Annotated in this window: 20 protein-coding genes; 3 read left to right on the top strand and 17 right to left on the bottom strand. The window is 41.0% G+C overall.

Annotated features, from left to right (window positions below):
- Positions 1–13: 13 nt before the first annotated feature.
- The 11 genes from V7D18_RS10470 to V7D18_RS10420 form a co-directional block, all read right to left on the bottom strand.
- Positions 14–1,450, bottom strand: coding sequence for a sugar transferase (locus V7D18_RS10470; protein WP_426154096.1), 1,437 nt, complete (start codon positions 1,448–1,450; stop codon positions 14–16).
- A complete protein-coding gene (locus V7D18_RS10465; protein ID WP_426154094.1) occupies positions 1,440–1,685 on the bottom strand; it encodes a hypothetical protein in 246 nt (81 codons plus the stop codon). Before V7D18_RS10465 ends, V7D18_RS10470 begins: the two co-directional genes overlap by 11 nt.
- A 26-nt stretch (positions 1,686–1,711) precedes the next feature.
- On the bottom strand, positions 1,712–2,416 hold the full coding sequence (locus V7D18_RS10460; protein ID WP_426154092.1) for a CpsD/CapB family tyrosine-protein kinase: 705 nt from the start codon (positions 2,414–2,416) through the stop codon (positions 1,712–1,714).
- Complete coding sequence (locus V7D18_RS10455) at positions 2,370–3,176, bottom strand: YveK family protein (RefSeq protein ID WP_426154090.1); 807 nt, start codon at positions 3,174–3,176, stop codon at positions 2,370–2,372. Before V7D18_RS10455 ends, V7D18_RS10460 begins: the two co-directional genes overlap by 47 nt.
- Positions 3,173–3,901, bottom strand: a complete 729-nt coding sequence (locus V7D18_RS10450; RefSeq protein ID WP_426154088.1) for a CpsB/CapC family capsule biosynthesis tyrosine phosphatase — start codon at positions 3,899–3,901, stop codon at positions 3,173–3,175. Before V7D18_RS10450 ends, V7D18_RS10455 begins: the two co-directional genes overlap by 4 nt.
- A gap of 300 nt (positions 3,902–4,201) precedes the next feature.
- Positions 4,202–5,107: a tyrosine-type recombinase/integrase gene (locus tag V7D18_RS10445; RefSeq protein WP_426154086.1), complete on the bottom strand. Its 906-nt coding sequence runs from the start codon at positions 5,105–5,107 to the stop codon at positions 4,202–4,204.
- A gap of 439 nt (positions 5,108–5,546) precedes the next feature.
- Positions 5,547–5,996, bottom strand: coding sequence for a hypothetical protein (locus V7D18_RS10440; protein WP_426154085.1), 450 nt, complete (start codon positions 5,994–5,996; stop codon positions 5,547–5,549).
- A 91-nt stretch (positions 5,997–6,087) separates the two neighbouring features.
- Positions 6,088–6,792 carry a DUF4367 domain-containing protein gene (locus V7D18_RS10435; protein ID WP_426154084.1) on the bottom strand — a complete coding sequence of 235 codons (705 nt, stop codon included), beginning with the start codon at positions 6,790–6,792 and terminating at the stop codon, positions 6,088–6,090.
- Positions 6,782–7,336 carry an RNA polymerase sigma factor gene (locus V7D18_RS10430; protein ID WP_426154082.1) on the bottom strand — a complete coding sequence of 185 codons (555 nt, stop codon included), beginning with the start codon at positions 7,334–7,336 and terminating at the stop codon, positions 6,782–6,784. The genes V7D18_RS10435 and V7D18_RS10430 overlap by 11 nt, the downstream gene beginning before the upstream one ends.
- Before the next feature lie 204 nt (positions 7,337–7,540).
- Positions 7,541–9,964 (bottom strand): flavocytochrome c, encoded by a 2,424-nt coding sequence (locus V7D18_RS10425; RefSeq protein ID WP_426154080.1) that lies wholly within the window; start codon positions 9,962–9,964, stop codon positions 7,541–7,543.
- Between the two features lie 14 nt (positions 9,965–9,978).
- Positions 9,979–10,578, bottom strand: a complete 600-nt coding sequence (locus tag V7D18_RS10420; protein WP_426154079.1) for an NADPH-dependent FMN reductase — start codon at positions 10,576–10,578, stop codon at positions 9,979–9,981.
- A gap of 158 nt (positions 10,579–10,736) precedes the next feature.
- Here V7D18_RS10420 and V7D18_RS10415 point away from each other — a divergent pair, with 158 nt between their 5' ends.
- Genes V7D18_RS10415 through V7D18_RS10405 form a run of 3 tightly spaced genes read left to right on the top strand, consistent with a single transcriptional unit; the run spans position 10,737 to position 13,569 of the window.
- Entirely contained in the window at positions 10,737–11,675 is a 939-nt protein-coding gene (locus V7D18_RS10415; RefSeq protein WP_426154077.1) for a LysR family transcriptional regulator, read from the top strand.
- Position 11,676: 1 nt separating this feature from the next.
- Positions 11,677–12,615 carry an FAD:protein FMN transferase gene (locus V7D18_RS10410; protein WP_426154076.1) on the top strand — a complete coding sequence of 313 codons (939 nt, stop codon included), beginning with the start codon at positions 11,677–11,679 and terminating at the stop codon, positions 12,613–12,615.
- 36 nt (positions 12,616–12,651) lie between these two features.
- Positions 12,652–13,569: a ketopantoate reductase family protein gene (locus tag V7D18_RS10405; RefSeq protein WP_426154074.1), complete on the top strand. Its 918-nt coding sequence runs from the start codon at positions 12,652–12,654 to the stop codon at positions 13,567–13,569.
- A gap of 37 nt (positions 13,570–13,606) precedes the next feature.
- Here V7D18_RS10405 and larE read toward each other — a convergent pair whose 3' ends face one another.
- The 6 genes from larE to V7D18_RS10375 form a co-directional block, all read right to left on the bottom strand.
- Positions 13,607–14,443 (bottom strand): ATP-dependent sacrificial sulfur transferase LarE, encoded by an 837-nt coding sequence (gene larE / locus V7D18_RS10400; RefSeq protein ID WP_426154072.1) that lies wholly within the window; start codon positions 14,441–14,443, stop codon positions 13,607–13,609.
- 6 nt (positions 14,444–14,449) lie between these two features.
- Entirely contained in the window at positions 14,450–15,748 is a 1,299-nt protein-coding gene (gene larC, locus V7D18_RS10395; RefSeq protein ID WP_426154070.1) for a nickel pincer cofactor biosynthesis protein LarC, read from the bottom strand.
- Positions 15,749–16,492 (bottom strand): nickel pincer cofactor biosynthesis protein LarB, encoded by a 744-nt coding sequence (larB, locus tag V7D18_RS10390; RefSeq protein WP_426154068.1) that lies wholly within the window; start codon positions 16,490–16,492, stop codon positions 15,749–15,751. It lies immediately after the preceding gene.
- A gap of 35 nt (positions 16,493–16,527) precedes the next feature.
- Entirely contained in the window at positions 16,528–17,046 is a 519-nt protein-coding gene (locus V7D18_RS10385; protein ID WP_426154066.1) for a GNAT family N-acetyltransferase, read from the bottom strand.
- 14 nt (positions 17,047–17,060) lie between these two features.
- A complete protein-coding gene (locus tag V7D18_RS10380) occupies positions 17,061–17,237 on the bottom strand; it encodes a hypothetical protein (protein ID WP_426154064.1) in 177 nt (58 codons plus the stop codon).
- A 72-nt stretch (positions 17,238–17,309) separates the two neighbouring features.
- Positions 17,310–17,978 carry an exonuclease domain-containing protein gene (locus V7D18_RS10375; protein ID WP_426154062.1) on the bottom strand — a complete coding sequence of 223 codons (669 nt, stop codon included), beginning with the start codon at positions 17,976–17,978 and terminating at the stop codon, positions 17,310–17,312.
- Positions 17,979–18,083: the final 105 nt, after the last annotated feature.

Below are 18,083 nucleotides of genomic sequence, written 5' to 3'. Positions count from 1 at the left end.
CCCCTTCCTTTCATTATTCAGCTCCCTTGTGAAGCATAACCACGATTACTGTCTGACTCAGAATCCTTAAATCTGACCATATGGACCAGTTATCAATATAGTTTAAATCCAGGCTTACTACAGCTTCAAAATCCTGAATATCGCTTCTGCCAGTCACCTGCCACAAGCCGGTAATTCCCGGTTTCAGGCTCAGCCGGCGTTTATGGTGCTCCTCATACTTCACAAATTCATCCATGGTGGGCGGTCTTGTACCAACCAGGCTCATATCCCCTTTGAGAACGTTAAAAAACTGGGGGAACTCATCAATGCTGGTTTTTCTGATAAACTTACCTACTTTTGTAATCCTTGGGTCATCTTTTAGTTTGAACATGAGGCCATTCATCTGGTTTTTGCTCATCAGTTCCTTTTTTCTTTCTTCTGCATCCATATACATGGACCGGAACTTATAAATTGAAAAAAGCCTTCCGTTTCTCCCAACCCGTGTCTGCTTAAATATGACCGGACCAGGCGATTCCATATAGATCGCCGGCACAACCAAAATCCCCAGAATTATTGTAAAAAACACTCCGACTACCCCGCCCAGGATATCCAGCAGACGTTTCAGAATTAATTCCGATGGTTCAAACACCCTTGTACAATAGGTAAGAACCCGTTCTCCTCCGAAATAATTAATCACCTTTTCTCTTTCACTTAAGCCAAATGTATTTACAGTTACATGAGCAACAATTCCAAGTGTTTCAAGACGGCTGATTAAATTATCTAAATACAGCCTGCTGTTATCCGGTATACTAATCAAAGCTTCATCGACTACCTGCTTTTTTAAATACTCTGCAACACTGTCCCGGCTCACAACCATATAATTACCTTTCTCATCCTTTTTCACCAGATAGAGCTCTGTCTTTGGATCTTCCCCTGATTTCTGTTCCGCATCAACAATTGCTACAGCCACCACATCGCAGTCATATGGCATTGAATTTACATACTTATTCATCACATTTAATTCATTGCTTCTATTTGCATAAATTAGCAGCTTTTTGCGGTTCTCCGGCTTATGGTAATGGGAGATCAGTAAATATTTGCAATACAGCCTTCCAAGAACCATGCAGAAATAATTGAAAAAGAAAAACAACAGGTAAAAAGCTCTTGAAGACCGCCCCCCCAGCTTTGAAAGATATAAAATAAACGCCAGTACAAGGGCTATATACATATTGATCAGAAATATGTTTTTCAGTTCATTCCACAGGGAGCGTTCCATGAAAGGCTTACCGGACTGGTAAAACATAACCACAGTTAAATATGCAAAAATCACGAGAACTGCGCCATACCAGCGCCCGATTATGAATTCTGCTGACTGCAGGGAAGCAAATTTTGCAAGCATCGCCAGAACATAGGAGCATACAATGGCTGCAAAATCTATGAATATGTAAAATATCCGGTTTTTACTCAGCATGTGTCCACCTTCCCATCTTCCAGGTTCCGTTTACTGATTTTCCCTTTCCCCACAAAAGCAGCAGCGCATAACTGCTGATGATAAGAAGAACTTCACATGCAAGAATATCCCAGTGGTACTCAGACGGAACCAATGTCTGCTGAGGCTGGATTTTGCTGTAAATCTGAACTGCTGACCAGGCTATTACGCCTATAACCGCCGCTACCATGATCCAGTATCTGATCTTTCTGCCCATAACCTCACCCTCCTTTATCAATTGTGTTATTGTTCACTCTCCTGAAGTTCACCCTCATATTTTCCGTATTTTTTGTATTTTCCATAGTATCTGCCGCTATCCAGATTGACATTATTCAGAATCACTCCGAGAATACGGCAGCCGCTTTTTTCCAGCTGTTTTTTTATCTTCTGTTCCACGCGGTAGCTTACCTTTCCGCTTTCAATAACAAGAACCGCTCCGTCACAGTGGATGGCAATAATGGCTCCGTCAATCAGATTCAGCATGGGAGGTGTGTCAATGATAATATAGTCATATTCTGCTCTTGCCGCCTGTATCAGCAAAGAAAATGCGGGTTCCTCCAGAAGCTCTGCCGGATTCGGAGAATAAGGACCGGAAAATACAATGTTTAAGTTATTTAAATTCGTTTCATATATAATCTCTTCTTTATTTTTCTGCCCGCTGAGAAATTGGGATAATCCATTCACTTCCTTATCAAGCTCATATCTTGAAACCATGACCGATTTTCTGATATCTGCATCAATTAAGAGAACGTTCTTTCCAATTTGAGCCAGAGAGGTAGCCAGGGAAAAAGACATACTGGATTTTCCTTCATTTGGAACTGCACTTTCTAACATAATGACCTTTATATTACTGCCGCAAAATTGAATATTTGTTCTTAAAGTCTTAATCGCTTCCTCATAGCTATAATTTCCTTTCTTTAGATTTCCCAGGTTTACTGAATTTCTCATGTTTTATTATCCCCTCCTTCTTTTTGTCCGTTTTTTTCTTCCAGAATTTATTTGTTATTTTGGCAGGAGAACCTTCCCGGTTGGGAACAGCAGCAAGTACTGACAGCCCCAGATAACGTTCGGCATCCTCTTCGGTGCGAATGGTATCATCTATGATTACGCCGGCCGTCAGCACTGCTAAAATAAAAAACATACCGGCCGCAGCCCCAATCACGGCATTTTTTTTGTTATCAGGTCCGGTCTTGGCCGACGGTACTTCTCCTTCTTCAAAAATTTTAGGCTGCACCATTTCCATCATGTCACCAATATAATCAGATGCAGTCAGCGCAATCTCATCTACGATTTTTTTTGCCCGTTCCGGATCCGTATCCTGGACTGCCAATGAAAGTATGCGGGTATCTGTCGGATTGGTTACACTGATTCTTTTCTTTAAATCTTTATAAGACATGTTAAGCCCCAGTGATTTTACTACCTTCTCCATTACCGGCCGGCTGGTTATCAGTATTTTATAGTCCTTTGTCAGCTGACTGCCAACCTGCAAATCAGCCAGCGAAGTCATTGAAGTTTCCTTTGAAAGGACATAGAGCATAGCCGTAGATGTATATTGAGGCGTTAAAACATATCTGCTGTAAACTCCTGCACCAATGCCGGATAACAGGGTTATAAGAATAATCAGCCACAGCTTCCGCTTTAATTTGTAAAACAATTCCAATAAGTCAATTTGAATCTCCTGGTTATCATCCATGTTATTTGTTCTCATTTGTACTCCTGTTTTTTATTCTCTTTTTTCAGTAAATTCAGGGCATAATTACCTGTCAGACTTTGATACATTTCCAGACTGCAGTTTTTTTTAATCCATAGCAATGCTTTCTCTATCTCAGGTGTCCTTTCATTCAGGTGATGCATATCGGTTCCCAGTATATGTATATGCCCTTGCCGTATCTGAAGCCTGCACCAGTGTACCTGCCTGTTAAACCGGCTTCCCATAATACTGCAGTAATTCATCTGCAGTATGCATCCGGAATTGATCAGTTCCTTTACCCTTCCTTTCTCACGCAGGCAGAGGTAACGTTCCATGTGGGCAAGTATGGGAACATAACGGGCCAATATTATTTTTCGAAGTCCCTGCAGCAATCTGGAGTAGGTAACCAAAGGCGGAAACTCGATCAGCACATACTGACTACCGCACATGGTAAGCGCCTTTTTTTCTTTCAGATCCTCCAATACATCTTCGCAGTACAGAATTTCCTGTCCCAGATATATATTGAAATGTTTATGTATTTTACGGGCTTCCCGCTGCAGCTTTCTGCTTAATTCCATAATCTGTTTCGGATCTTGTCCCCTTTTAAAATGAGGAGTAACTATAATCTTTCGAATCCCCTGGCTATAAGCCATCTGCAGCATGGCCTTCGCTTCTTCCATATCGGCAGCCCCATCATCAATTCCGGGAAGGACATGCGCATGAATATCAATGATTTCCTGCATCGCATCACTCCTTTTTGTTACAGTCAATAATCAGCGCTGGTGTACTCTTTCATAAATACGAAAAGAGGTAACATAATGTAAATTATGTTACCTGAATAGGGTATATTTTCTAATATTGGATAAATTTGGTATGTTTTTAGATAAATAAAAAAGCATGAATTTAGATTTTCATGCCTTGGCTAATACCATACCTGGTTTTTATTGAGATTTATTACCATTTTTACCCAATTTATACAAAAATTTCTAATTTTCTCTTGTAAATCTTTAGAATATGTATTATATTAAGAATGTAGTAAGAATTTATTTGCGGTATTGCTCACTATTGCAAACATAATTTACATTATGATTCTTAATTTTACTGTAATCGTACACCAGACCCAGCTTTGAAATGAGCTTTTGATGTTCCTCACCTGTAGTTGCCGTATAAATCCGGGTGGTTTCAATGCTGGAATGACCAAGAACTTCCGCCAGGCGTAATAAATTCTTTTCCAGGCGATAAAAAATAAACGCAAACAGATGACGTAAATTATGAGGAAACACTTTTTTCTCGTCAACATTTGCTTTATGGCAGAGGCCTTTCATCTTTTTCCAGATAATTGTCCGATTAATCGGAGAATTTGTCTTAGAAAGGAATATTGGACCTGCTTCTATTTTCTGTGATACGCAGTAAGATCTTAAAATCTTAATAAGCTGCTTCGGTATAAATATAACCCTTACTTTTCCTTTATTATTGATCTGTGCATACCCTGCTTTCAGTGACTGCACAGTAATAAACTGCAGTTCACTGACTCTTATTCCAGTGCTGCATATAGTCTGCATCAAAAGGCTCAGCTGAATATCCCCAGCTTCTTTTGCTGCCACGATCAGATTTTCATATTCTTTTTTCGTCAAACATGTCTCTTTTTTACAAAATAAAGTTCTTTGAATCTTAAACTGACGAACTTTACATTCAAACCATCCGACATATTCCAAAAAACGATTTAAAGCAACTATCATAGAATTCGCACTTGATACCTGGTAATTATTTTTTAAGTATTCCTTATATTCAATTACATTTCTTTTCTCAATTACTTTATCTCCTGATAAAAAATTATAGAACTTCTTTATATCCCTTTTATATTTTTCTATTGTTAATTTTGCCTTTTCCTCTTCATATAAATAATCTTCATACTGTTTCATAAGTTCTATTGTCAATATTCTCTCCATGTCTTCTCCTTAGGTTGTATTAAAATATTTTCGACTTTATAGATAATAGATTCACATATAAAACATAATTGTTTTATTTAGCTGCTTATTATTGTCAGCCCGATGGTTAAATTTTATTCCTTTTTGATCAACTCCTTTTAAATATTGTAATTTTTACATCCTATACTATATAAACGAATTAGATGTAAAATGATAACACTTTTCTCAATAAATTTTTTATAAACTCTCCATTAGATAAAATATTAGTATTTTTTAACTATAACTTTTATAATATATTTTCGAAAACATTCTATTATTTTCCGGGGTAGCATTAAACTTTGGTCGGGATAATGGTTTTTATAGACTTCTTAAAGATGTATTTTAATACAAAAAAAGAATGTTGGAAATGTGCTTTTTAAGCACACCCCAACATTCAGTATAGAATGTTTATCACTACTATTTATTTTGCATAATTTTCAAAATAACCGGATACTGTCTCACCAACTCCATTCCGATATACCGTAGCAGTAATAGTCAGCCGATAAGTATAACCTCTTGTCACGTAATAACTATTATCAAAGATCAGCCTGTTACCTGCCACACTTAAGTTGTTCCACGTTTTTACAGTGGTATAGGTTCCGTTTGAATTTTTTCTGGATAATACGGCAGTGCCTGTTATATTCTTCACATCTGACCAGCCTTGTACACAAGCGCCGCAAATAGCCTTGCTCCCCTTAAATGAAAGGTTGATATCAATAGAAGAAGTGCTGGCCCACCGGACTGCCGGAAGATCTAAAGTGTTAACCGGCGCATAGGAATAATTGGTTGAGGCAAACGCCTCCCCTCCCATCAGGAAACAGGATATGACGAGACACATAATAAAGGTACATTTTTTCATTTTTACAAACATATTTTTCCTCCTTTTTTATATAAAATAATACCCTCTACTATATAAACGCCATAGTTAAAAAATGGTAACACTTTTCCGAAAAATTATTAAATTATTTTTCCAGACTATTACCCATGCGGATTAATTCATCGCTGTTTACTTTTGATGTCAATTCAAAAACAACATCGTGTGATTTCCAGAGAAGTACATTATAATTATCATCCTTTACTGCTTTAAACAAATATGCTGTATTACCAGAAATAACGACTTCTGTATAATTCGTATTTTCATTATCAATCAATGATGTTCCTTCTTCAGCCTTTCTCTGCTTTAATACAATCTCAGTATCTGATTCATTAGAATATACCAGCAAAGCAGAATTTCCATAAATCTCCTCTGATATCTTTTTATATCCTTCCGGCAAATATGCTGGCCTGAAGATATCCATTTGCTGCCCGTCGGCTGAAGAATCTTGAAACTGGATTTGTGTATATTTTCCAAACTGATTAACAAAGGTATTGAGTATTACGTTTCTGGTTGCCTCAACGCTGAGCAGTGTGGCAGACGACAGAACAAGGATCACTATAAAGCATGCTGCTATTTTACGGTTACTTTTAACGAAGTGCCTTATTTTAGACTTGATCTTCTGTTCAGAAATCAATTTTTTCATCCGCTGGTCCAGCTTAGCAGATGTTGGAAATTTCTCATTTAATTCTTTATTGGAGGGCAATGCATCCATTTCATCTCTCAGTGCATCAGATATGGCTGCTTTCAGCAGCGAATCAAACAATTCTTTATTTCGATCTTCACTGGTCACTGTAAACTCCCTCCTTTTTCAATTCCTTCTTCAAAGCTTTCCGTGCCCTGCTAAGTCGCATTTTAGCATTCTCCGTACTGATACCCAGTATCTTACCTATTTCTTCAAATGAGCAATCAAATTCTACTTTCAGATAAAGAATATCCGAATAACTTTTTTTAAGATTACCTATACAGCATTTTATTTTATCACAGGCTTCCTTAACTGAAAAATTATCAAAAGCCGGTTCTTCATAACTTAAACCATAATCATCTTCTTCCAATGGTACTATTTGTTTCTTCTTCTGTTTTCGGAGCATATCAATCGCAACGTTTCTCACTATAATAACGACGAACCCCCTCGTTTGGTAACAGTCTACTATATTAATTTTTTCAAGATTATCAATTATTTTTATAAATGCTTCTGATACCGCATCTTCTGCAAGATGTACTTCATTTAAGATCGTGTTGGCTATGTAAAGCATTGTTCCGCTGTAAAGTTCATAAATCTCGGTTACTTTATCCCGATCTCTTTCATTTTCAAGCGTCATTATGAAAGCAAGCAACGTTTTTTCCTCCTTGGCATGTAACCATGTATAAGATCTGATATATGAAGTAAATTATACTATACTTTTTATTTTCCAACCATACCTAAAATCAAGCCGGTCCATAGGCTTGATTTTTGCATCTTAATGAAATAGTTGTCATCAAAAAAAAGAGCCGATAACCGCATTTTACTTATGCGCGTTATCGTGCTCTTTGAGTATCAGCTATTTCATTTCATCAACAGCAGTTTTACCGGCAATCCGTCCGAAGGTAAAGATATCCGTTAATGCGTTACCGCCCAGACGGTTACCTGCATGGATACCTCCTGCTACTTCTCCGGCAGCATAAAGATGTTTGATTGGCTGGCCGCTTTCGTCCAGTACGCGGGCTTTTGTATCGATCTTAAGTCCGCCCATGGTATGATGAACGGCTGGCTTTCTTGGAGTCGCATAGAACGGAGCCTTCTCCACTTTCAGGCTGAATGTATCCTTATGGAACTCAGGATCAAAACCATCCTCTACATAGGAATTATATTTTTCTATGGTTTCCTTAAGAACCTTCGGATCCATACCGACTTTTACTGCCAGTTCTTCAATGGTATCGGCTTTAAATAAAGTGCCTGCTTCTACCTGACGGTCTATTTTTTCCTGGCTTGTATTGGCTGCAGTTTTCTTTATCTCATCATCTGCAATCAGGTAGAATAAACCACCCTGGTCAATGGCAGCTTTTGTTAAAACATCCCGCCCGGAGAATTCATTCACAAAACGTCTGCCTTCTTTATTAACGATTACAAAGTTTTCCGGTGGTACCTGAAGTCCGCTGAACAGCTCACCGGTTTCAGGATCGGCAACTGGCATCATCTGAGTGAATCCCATACCGGTCAGTGCTGCTCCTACTGTTTTACCAAGCAAAATTCCGTCTCCGGTCATGGCGTAGGAATTCGTGGTTCTGATATTGTCATCAATATAACTCCAATAGGTGTTATACTCCTTTAACATCTTTGTATTTGCACCAAAACCTCCGCTTGCAAGTACAACTGCTTTGGCATGAACCGTAATTTTCTGGCCATTGACACCAGTTGCTATTACTCCCGCAATCTGACCGTCCTCGATGATAAATTCCTTTACAGGGCTGTCAGTAATAATCTTTCCTGAGTGCTCCTCCACATATTTTGTGAGGGAAAGGATAAAAGCGGTACCATAGCTTTTAACCGGCTTATGACCACGGCGCCAAAGGGCACCAACCGGAGCAAACACGATGCTTTTATCATACTCAACACCGATCTCTTCCAGCCATTTTACACTTTCTAGGGCTCTGTCAGTCAGGATTTTTACCAGGTCGTACTGTCCGTAGATGGTGTTGCCGTTTAAGTCAGTTCGTTTTCCGCCAAAATAGGTCTGCATTCTGTGAAGAAGGGGAGAATCAAATAAATGACCTTTCCCAGTGCCAGACTTTTTCTGGTATTCGGAAAACTCTTCTTTCAGAGCACGGAAATCATCTAAATATTCTGAATCGATCTGACTCTCATCGGTATCCAGCAATGATTCAATGGTATGTCTTTCTCCCGGATTTTCATCAAACTTACTCTGCCACTCAGGATCTGCCGCATTAACAGGACCGCCGGAACGTATGGTATTTCCGCCTACAGCCGGATATTTTTCAAGAACAATTGCACTGCAGCCGTTCTGTAATGCAGTAGCAGCCGCACTGAGTCCGGCACCGCCTCCACCGACAACTACCACATCACATGTATACTCTTCGTCTTGTCTGTTTCGGCTGCTGGCAGGTTTGGGACGTCTCTTAAGAATATCCGGGTTGACTCCCGCAAGTTTCACTGCTTTGGCAACACCATCAATGACAGCATTGCTGGTTTCAGATGCACCAGAGAGCGCATCTACATTCAGGGTCTGTCCTTCCAGGATTTTATCTGGTATTCTTACAAATACAACATCGGCGATTCCTTCGGTTTCACCCCTGGTGTCTATATTTATGCTTTCGATCCGCTTTTCACTAAAGGATACCTTCATTGGAAGATTTCCGCTGTGTCCGATTGCATTTACTTCATAATCACCTGGTGTAAAGGAGAACTCCTCTTCCTCATTGAGCTGATTTGCAATTTTAGCAAAACGCATAAAGCGCAGGAAGCAGATATCCAGGAAGTCAATGGTTCCCTCATTCATGAGGTTCCCTGCGTCATCAAATGCCTTACTTGCATTTCCCAGTAAAAACTCATATCCTGGCATGACATTTGCATCCACTCCCGGAGCATCCAGAATCTGGCGGAGATGCAGCTGGGCACGGGAGGAACCCTGTGTTCCTAAAGATGCGCCAACGATCATCACTGGTTTGCCTGCAAGGGGATGAAGATCAAAGCTCAGCCATTCAATCAGGCTTTTAAGACTGGATGGGATGGAATGATTGTATTCAGGAGTTGCCATAATAACACCGTCACTGGCTGTAATCTTATCATTAAACATCTGGATTACTTCACCATAGGACTGATTATCGGATTGGTTAAACATGGGAACATCTGTAATATCAAGTACTTCAATCTCTGCCTTTGACTCAAAATGTTTTTTCATAAACTGAAGGAGCTTACGATTATATGATTTCTTTGCATTCGTTCCTACAATTGCTATAAATTTCATTGATATGAATCCTCCTACTCTTGCCAAGTAAATTTTTTTGCGCCTTTATTCTGAACTTTCTCTGCCAAAAGTTTCGTTGTAATATCCGTAAACAGAACAAATTCTCTGAAAATTTCATCAAGCTCAGACACCTTGTCCGGATAAATGAGATTTCCCTCACTGTCAAATGCGCCCTGTGATTTTCCTAAAAGGAACTCACTGCTTGGCATGATTCTGGCAGCCAGCTCAGGGGAATCAAGGATCTGTCTGAGATGCGCCTGCGCACGAGAGGAACCAAGAGTTCCATGAGATGCACCTACGATTAAAACAGGTTTATCCGTAAGTGCCTGACTTGTATAACTAATCCATTCAAGAGCACTCTTTAAAACTGCAGGTATGGCATGATCATACTCTGGGGTTGCTATAATTACTCCGTCTGCGTTTAAGATTTTTTGGGATAACTCCTCTACCTTTTCAGGAATATCACTATCCTCAGGCTCCATAAATGCAGGTAAATCCTTAATTTCATATAATTCAATCTCTGCCTCACTTAAAAAATGCTTTTGCATAAAATGAAGCAGCATACGATTAGTTGACACATCTGAGTTGGTGCCTACGATTGCTAAATATTTCATAGTAATCTCCTTCCTGTACATTAAAGTTGCGTTTGATATTATTTTAACATATCGTTTTCATAATATCTAATAGTTATTTGTTGAGGTTTGATAACAAATTTGTTATAATCAAAAAATAATGTTGAAAAAGTGAATTATTTCCCAAAGGAAGGAATAGAATGTCGAAAATCAGTTCTCAGGATATTCTTTATTATATTGATGCCATTTTAAAGTACAGCAACTATGGCAAGGCAGCCAAATCCCTTTATATTTCTCAGCCTTATTTGACGCAGGTGATTAAAAGAGTAGAAAATGAGTTAAACTGTGAACTGATCACCCGCAGCAAGCTGCCATACCGGTTAACCGAACAGGGTAAGATATATTATCAGTATCTTACTTCATTAGAAAATAACTATGCAAAGCTGCTCAGGGAAATTTCAGATGTATCCGATAACGACAGGACCATCATAAAAATAGGTGTGCTTCCCAGCCTGGGAACTTACCTGCTTCCTCTTTTTTTACCGGATTTTGTAACCATGCATCCGAACTGCAGAATCGAGCTTTTAGAGGATCTGCCAGGAAAAAATGAGAAGCTGACTCAAAATAATGAATTGGATTTCTGGATTGGACAAAATTCAAGAAATATTTCACCAAACTTAAATTCTGTCAGCTGGGGCAGGCACAGATACCGGGCTGTGATCCCCCGCTGCTGTGATCTTTATCAGAAAGATGAAGCCATAATTTCAGAAGGCAGCATCGATATCAGTAAAATCTTATGTCAAAAGCTGGTGTTGACTTCCAAAGGCTCTGCTATCAGAAAACAGATCGACCAGTTATTAAACCTTTATAAGGTAGAGCCCAATATTATAATGGAGAGCACAGAGATAAATACTGTGCTTAAGCTTGCCACGGGTAATCTGGGAATCACCTTTATACCCGAAAGCGTCTATGTGAAGGAATGCCCGTCGGAATACAATATTTATCAAATTCCCATTGATGAACTGAGTTTAGATTATTTTATAGCATACCACAACGAAAGAAAACTATCCAGCATTGATAATGACCTGATAAATGCCTTTTTATTTCATGGGCAAAACAATACCGATCCAGGAGAATGAAATGACAGAATATACAAAAATCATATATCTTATGGGAACAAAAATCTCTCTCTATATAAAGGGAGAAGGTGGAAAATCCCTGACAGAAAAGGCGGAAGATATGCTCATCCATTATAATGAGGTCTTTAGTGCCAACAGTGATCACTCACAGCTTGCGATGCTTAAAAAGATGGCCTCACTCGCCCCCCAAAGGGTGGACGAGGAGCTGTATGAGCTGATAAAAACAGGAAAAAAGCATAGTCTAAGAGAAAATTCCTTTTTAAACATTGCGATCGGACCATTAATAAAGTTATGGAGAATCGGTTTTACCGAGGCACGTGTGCCGGATAAAGAATCCATAGAAAAAGTACTGGAACTTTTAAATCCTGAAAATATACAACTGGACGATGAAAATAAAACTGTCTTTCTATTAAAAAAAGGCATGGAGATAGACCTTGGAGCCATTGCAAAGGGTTATTTCGCAGATAAAGTCATGGAGTTCTTTAAAGACCATGGAGCTGTCTCAGCTATGGTAGATATGGGAGGCAATGTTCTCGTTTTTGGAGAATCCCCCTCCGAAGGCGGTGACTGGAATGTTGGAATCCAGAATCCGTTTTTACCAAGAGGCAATGCGGCAGCACTTGTGAAAATAAGAGACCAGTCCGTTGTAACATCAGGGATTTACGAGCGGGTACTTGAAAAGGAAGGCAGTAAATACCACCATATATTTAACAGCAGAACAGGCTACCCAATAGAAAGCAACATCGCTTCTTTAACTGTTATTGCTGACAGATCCTTAGACTGCGATATATATACCACAGAATTGTTTGGATTAGATGCTGCATCAATTATACGCAGAGTTAATAAAGTGAAAGAAATGGGTGCTGTTGTAATAACTGTGGATGGAAAACTGGCCTGCACAAATAATCTTACAGGAAGAATTCAGCCATTAGCAATGTAATTCATAACTATTATATTATTGTTAAGGGAGGTTCATATGAATAATGACATAAATAAAACTGCAGTTATAGGAATGGGCGCACTGGGCATGCTGTACGCAAGCCAGATCAGTTCTGCATTGGGACCAGATGCCGTGTACTTCCTTGCAGACCAGAACCGAATCGAACGCTATAAAAAAATGACTTTTACAATTAACGGAACTCCCTGGTCTTTCCCAATAAAATCTCCTGCAGAAACAGATCCTGCAGACCTCATTATTATAGCGGTCAAATACAACGCTCTGCCTTCCGCTCTTGAAACGATGAAATACGCTGTAGGTCCTCATACCACCATTATTTCAGTCATGAACGGAATTGACAGCGAAGCCATTGCAGGTAACCGCTTCGGAGATGAAAAAGTGCTTTATTGTATCGCCCAGGGAATGGATGCCATGAAATTCGGTTCCGACTTAACCTATACCCGGTCGGGAGAATTGTGCCTCGGCACCAGAATTAAGGGGCAGGAAGATCGTCTGAAGGCCTTAACCAGGTATTTTGATTCTGCAGGGATTGCCTATCGTACTGAAAGCGATATTTTAAAACGGCTTTGGGGCAAATTCATGTTAAATGTGGGAATCAATCAGACCTGCATGGCATACGAGGCCAATTATGCCCAGGCCCTCACTCCCGGCACGATTTATTACACTTTAGTGGGAGCCATGAGAGAAGTAATATCTCTTTCACAAAAAGAAGGGGTCACCCTCACAGAAGGCGACTTAGAATCTTACATAGAACTTTTAAAAACGCTTTCACCGGAAGGCGTTCCCTCCATGCGCCAGGATGGCATCGCCCGCAGGCCATCGGAGGTTGAGATGTTCTCAGGCACTGTTCGCAGACTCGCTGCCAGACACGGCCTTTTGGTCCCTGTTAATGACATGCTTTATGAAAAAATCAAAAAGATTGAGGCATCCTATTGATGAATAAGGAATGCGCGGCCAGTCAGCCGCGCATTCCTTATTTAATCCCGCTTTCTTCAATTCCCAGGTCCATGCTTCCAGACCGGAACCCTTCCAAATCCAGAGTAATGTATGCAAACCCCAACTTTTTTAAGTATGATATCACAGTCTCCCGTTCCTTTAAAACACGCTCAAACGAATCCTGATCCACTTCAATCCGCACAATATCCTTATGCAGCCGCAGCCGTACATTACCCTGGAAACGGGAGCGCAGAAATTCTTCCCCGTCACCGATCTTCTTTAAAATATCGTAATCAATTTCCGTATTATACGGCAGCCTGGTGGCCATGCAGGGAGCAGATGGCCGTTTCGCAACTGAGATTGTATATTCCCCTGCCAGCGCCTTCACCTGAGCTTTGGTGATATGAAGCTCTGCCAGAAGACTGATGATTCCCAGTTCTTTTAATGCTCTGATCCCCGGGCGGTATACATGCATATCATCCTCATTGGTCCCATCCATAATAACAGGAATCCCTCTTTCACCCGCAAACTCCCTCAGACTCTGAAACAGCTTTTTCTTGCACAGATAACACCTGTCTACAGGATTAAAACGGATTTCCTCCTGCTCCAGCTCATCTACAGTAATAATCTTGTGAATTCCCCCCAGCTCTTTTGCCACTTTAGAAGCGATATCAAGATCACAGGAAGGATGAAGTATGCTGTCAAATGTAACAGCATACACCTTTCTTCCCGTCTTTTTCACCGCTTCCGCTGCCACCTTCAGCAAAAGGCTGGAATCGACCCCACCGGAAAATGCAAGGCAGATATCCTCTCTGGCATATTCCGCCATGGCCTGCTCAAGTTTTTCTCTGAGACCTGACATTTTTTTATCCATGTGATCTTATCCCTCCTTTTGCAGAATCCGGTAAACACTCTGGTAATCCAGTCCGCTCTTTCGGCAGATCGCTTTCACGCTTTCATATTCCGGATAGCAGAATTCCCTGTCTTTATATTTACAGACCTTCACCTCTGCTTCTCCCCACTGTGTCATTACCGTTTTCTTATTACGAGGCAGAATGGTTCTTTCAGTGCGGTATCTTCTTATCCCAATAGTCGTCGTCTGAATAAACAGAATCTCTTCCATGGATTCTATCTTATCCTTTTTGCAGATGACCGAAAGCATATAGGCAGGCCGGTTCTTTTTCATAAAGACCGGTGTATACCAGACATCGGCAGCTCCTGCGTCAAGCAGAGACTCCATCGCAAGCCCCAGTGCCTCACCGTTGCTGTCATCAATGTTGGATTCTAAAACCCACATCTCATCTTCTGCCGTATCTTCCTCCTCAGAAAGAATCATGGCACGAAGGATATTGGCCTGTTTAAAATCCTTTTTCCCGGCACCCATTCCAGTCTTAAGGATCTGGCAGGATGACGGCAGTCTGTCATCTGTTTTTAAGGCTGCTGCAATCGCCGCGCCGGTGGGAGTAACCATCTCTCCCTCATTGTCCGTCAAGCGCAGTTTTAAACCGTATGCCGCTGCGATATTGGCTGTGGCCGGAACAGGAACTGGAATGATGCCATGCTGGCAGCGAACACTTCCGAATCCTTCTGAAAGAGGTGAAACAATGATTTTATCCACACCCAGATTATCCACGCAGACAGCAGTGCTGATAATATCAATAATCGAATCAACGGCTCCAACTTCATGAAAATGAACCTCTTCCAACGGAATTCCATGAGCACTGGCCTCTGCCTCCGCTACAATATCAAACATCCGCCTTGCCATGGACTTTACCTGCTCACCGGCTGCCAGACGATCTATAATTTCATAAATGTCACCAATGTTCCTGTGCTCATGAGAATGATGGTTCTCATGGCTATGAGAATGTTCATGATTATGCGTATGCTCATGTTCATGGCCGTGCCCATGGCTGTGATCCATTTCATGACTATGTGCATGTCCGTCCATTTCATTATGACTATGTCCATGTTCCGCTTCCGCCTCCAGATGAACGTCAAAATCATATGCATCCAGCCCGCACTTTACTGTTCGTCCAAAATGGAGATGATATCCGCTTAAATTAAGGCTCCGAAGCGCCTTTGCCAGCACCTCTTTATCGGCTCCCAGATCCAGGAGAGCTCCCACCGTCATATCACCGCTGATTCCCGAATTACATTCCAAATATAGTATTTTTTTCATTTATCTTACCGCCAGTCGATTGATTTGTGTCGCAATGTACCCTGCCCCATATCCGTTGTCAATATTTACTACAGAAATACCATTTGCACAGGAATTGAGCATGGTTAAAAGTGCTGACAATCCGTGAAAGCTGGCTCCATAACCCACGGATGTGGGCACCGCTATAACCGGACAATCAGCCATTCCTGCAATGACAGTTCCAAGTGCACCTTCCATTCCGGCTACTGCCACAATGCAGCTGGCACGTCCGATCCGTTCCCGGTTGGATAACAGACGGTGTATTCCCGCCACTCCCACATCATAGATCCGGTCCACGTTAGAACCGAAGTATTCAGCCGTCTGGGCTGCTTCTTCTGCAACCGGGATATCTGCTGTTCCTCCTGTGCAGACCGCGATGCAGCCAGTCCTTTCTTTATTCTTCCGCTCCACCTTAAGAATTCTTGAAATAGGATCATAGGTAACTTCCGGTACAGCAGCCTTTACTAACTCAAACTGCTCTTTTACAGCCCTGGTTCCAAAAACTTCCCCGTCCCGCTCAAAAAATTTTCTGTATATTTCCACCAGATATTCATCCGGCTTCCCCTGGCAGAAAACTGTTTCTCCAAAGCCGGAACGGAGAGCCCGGTGATGATCCAGCTTGGCATATCCCAAATCTTCATAAGGAAGATCCTTTAAGATCTTCTGCGCCTCATCTACCCCCATTTCACCGCTTTTTACCAGGTTAAGCATCTCTTTAATGTCCATCCTTCTCACCTTTCCTCTGCTGTGCCCAAACATGCTTAAAACAGCTTTTTTAACAGTATATCCCGAATATAGCCGCCGTATTTCTCCTTTGTCAGAACAACTTCATATCCCTGTCTGATTACATTGCTTCTGCTGTATGAATTGTCGGGATGAACCGTACACATAAGGTAACTATATCCCATCTCTCTTAAATCTGCTTCCCCCTGCTGCATCAGGGCATATTGAAGTCCGTTGCCTCTGTAGGAAGGAAGAATCGCCACAGATTCCATATGCGCCACTTTCCCCAATTCCTCCTCAGCAAGTTCTATATCTCTGCCTAAATTCTCTTCTCTCATTCCAGGAAGAGAAACAATAAAAATTCCTGCAACCGTCCCCGAACCCTTTTCCACAGCTTTATATCCCAGACCATTCTCTTCTTTCAGCATACGGGTTGTATAATCTATATCATCGGCTACAAACCACTCCTTATTTTCAATGTCTTCCCAGACCTTTTCAATCATATCTGCCATCATTTCAGCATCTTTTTCGGATGCCCGCTCAATAATAAATTCCACGGATCTCCTTTCTGTCAGAGAAGAAAAACGGGAGGGACTCCCGCCTCAATTCTCACTACCTGAGCTTTCCCTCTGGGAACTTCAGCACCATCATTTCCCTGTACGTAACTGTAAATACCAGCGCAAAGCAATATCACAATTAAACAAAGCGCGATCAGCATGACCTTATTATATAGGTTTTTATTTTCCATACTGTTCCCTCCTTTTCTCTTGCATAACAATCTATGCAGGCTGTCTTATCTGCATCACTCAGGCAGCAGCTTTCACCCATTTTTCGTAAACCGGCACCGGGGATAATTAGAGCAGCCGTAAAACACACCAAACCTGCCGTTTTTTTTCTTTAACAGGCCTCCGCACTGGGGACATATGAAATCCTCCTCTGTTCCTGAAAGCTTACCCATCTGTTCATAACACTGCTGATTCATCATGCAGTCATGAAGGGCCCGGTGTGCTCCCTCTGTGGATATATTAAAATGTGCGGAAATATCGGTAAGCCGGTGGCGGTACAGCTGCGGAAGGCGTTCCCTCGCCATATATAATGTATCAATATAATCATTGGGTAAAGAAATCCCAGGCAGTTCCCCGGCCACCCGGTATAAGAAAAGAAGATCAAACGACTGAATATTATGACCAACCAGAACTTCCCCTTCTATAAAAGAGAGAAAATCCGGGAGTACTTCTAAAAGTCCCGGTGCTTCCTTTACCATCTCATCGGTAATTCCGTTAATTCTTGTTGCTCCTGCCGGAATATGAGTCCCCGGATTAATCAACTGGTTAAACTGATCCGTAATCACATGATTTTTTACTTTAACTGCAGATATCTCTATAATGGAGTCTTCCTGTGTATCCACTCCCGTTGTTTCCAAATCAAACACTACGTAATTTTCTATGTATTGGTTCAAACGTCTGCCTGTCAGCTCACTTGCAGCCATAATTCCCTCCATTTCTGTATGCAACAGGACTTTAATCCTTTTCCCATTCGTATCACTACTATTATAACGTCTGAACCTGTGTACATCAAGTTAAAACGCGAAAAA

This window comes from Lacrimispora sp. 38-1, from assembly GCF_049890855.1.
Taxonomy (GTDB): Bacteria; Bacillota; Clostridia; order Lachnospirales; family Lachnospiraceae; genus Lacrimispora.
Note: the sequence above shows the minus strand (reverse complement) of the source record. Positions and strands in the feature narration are given on the sequence as shown.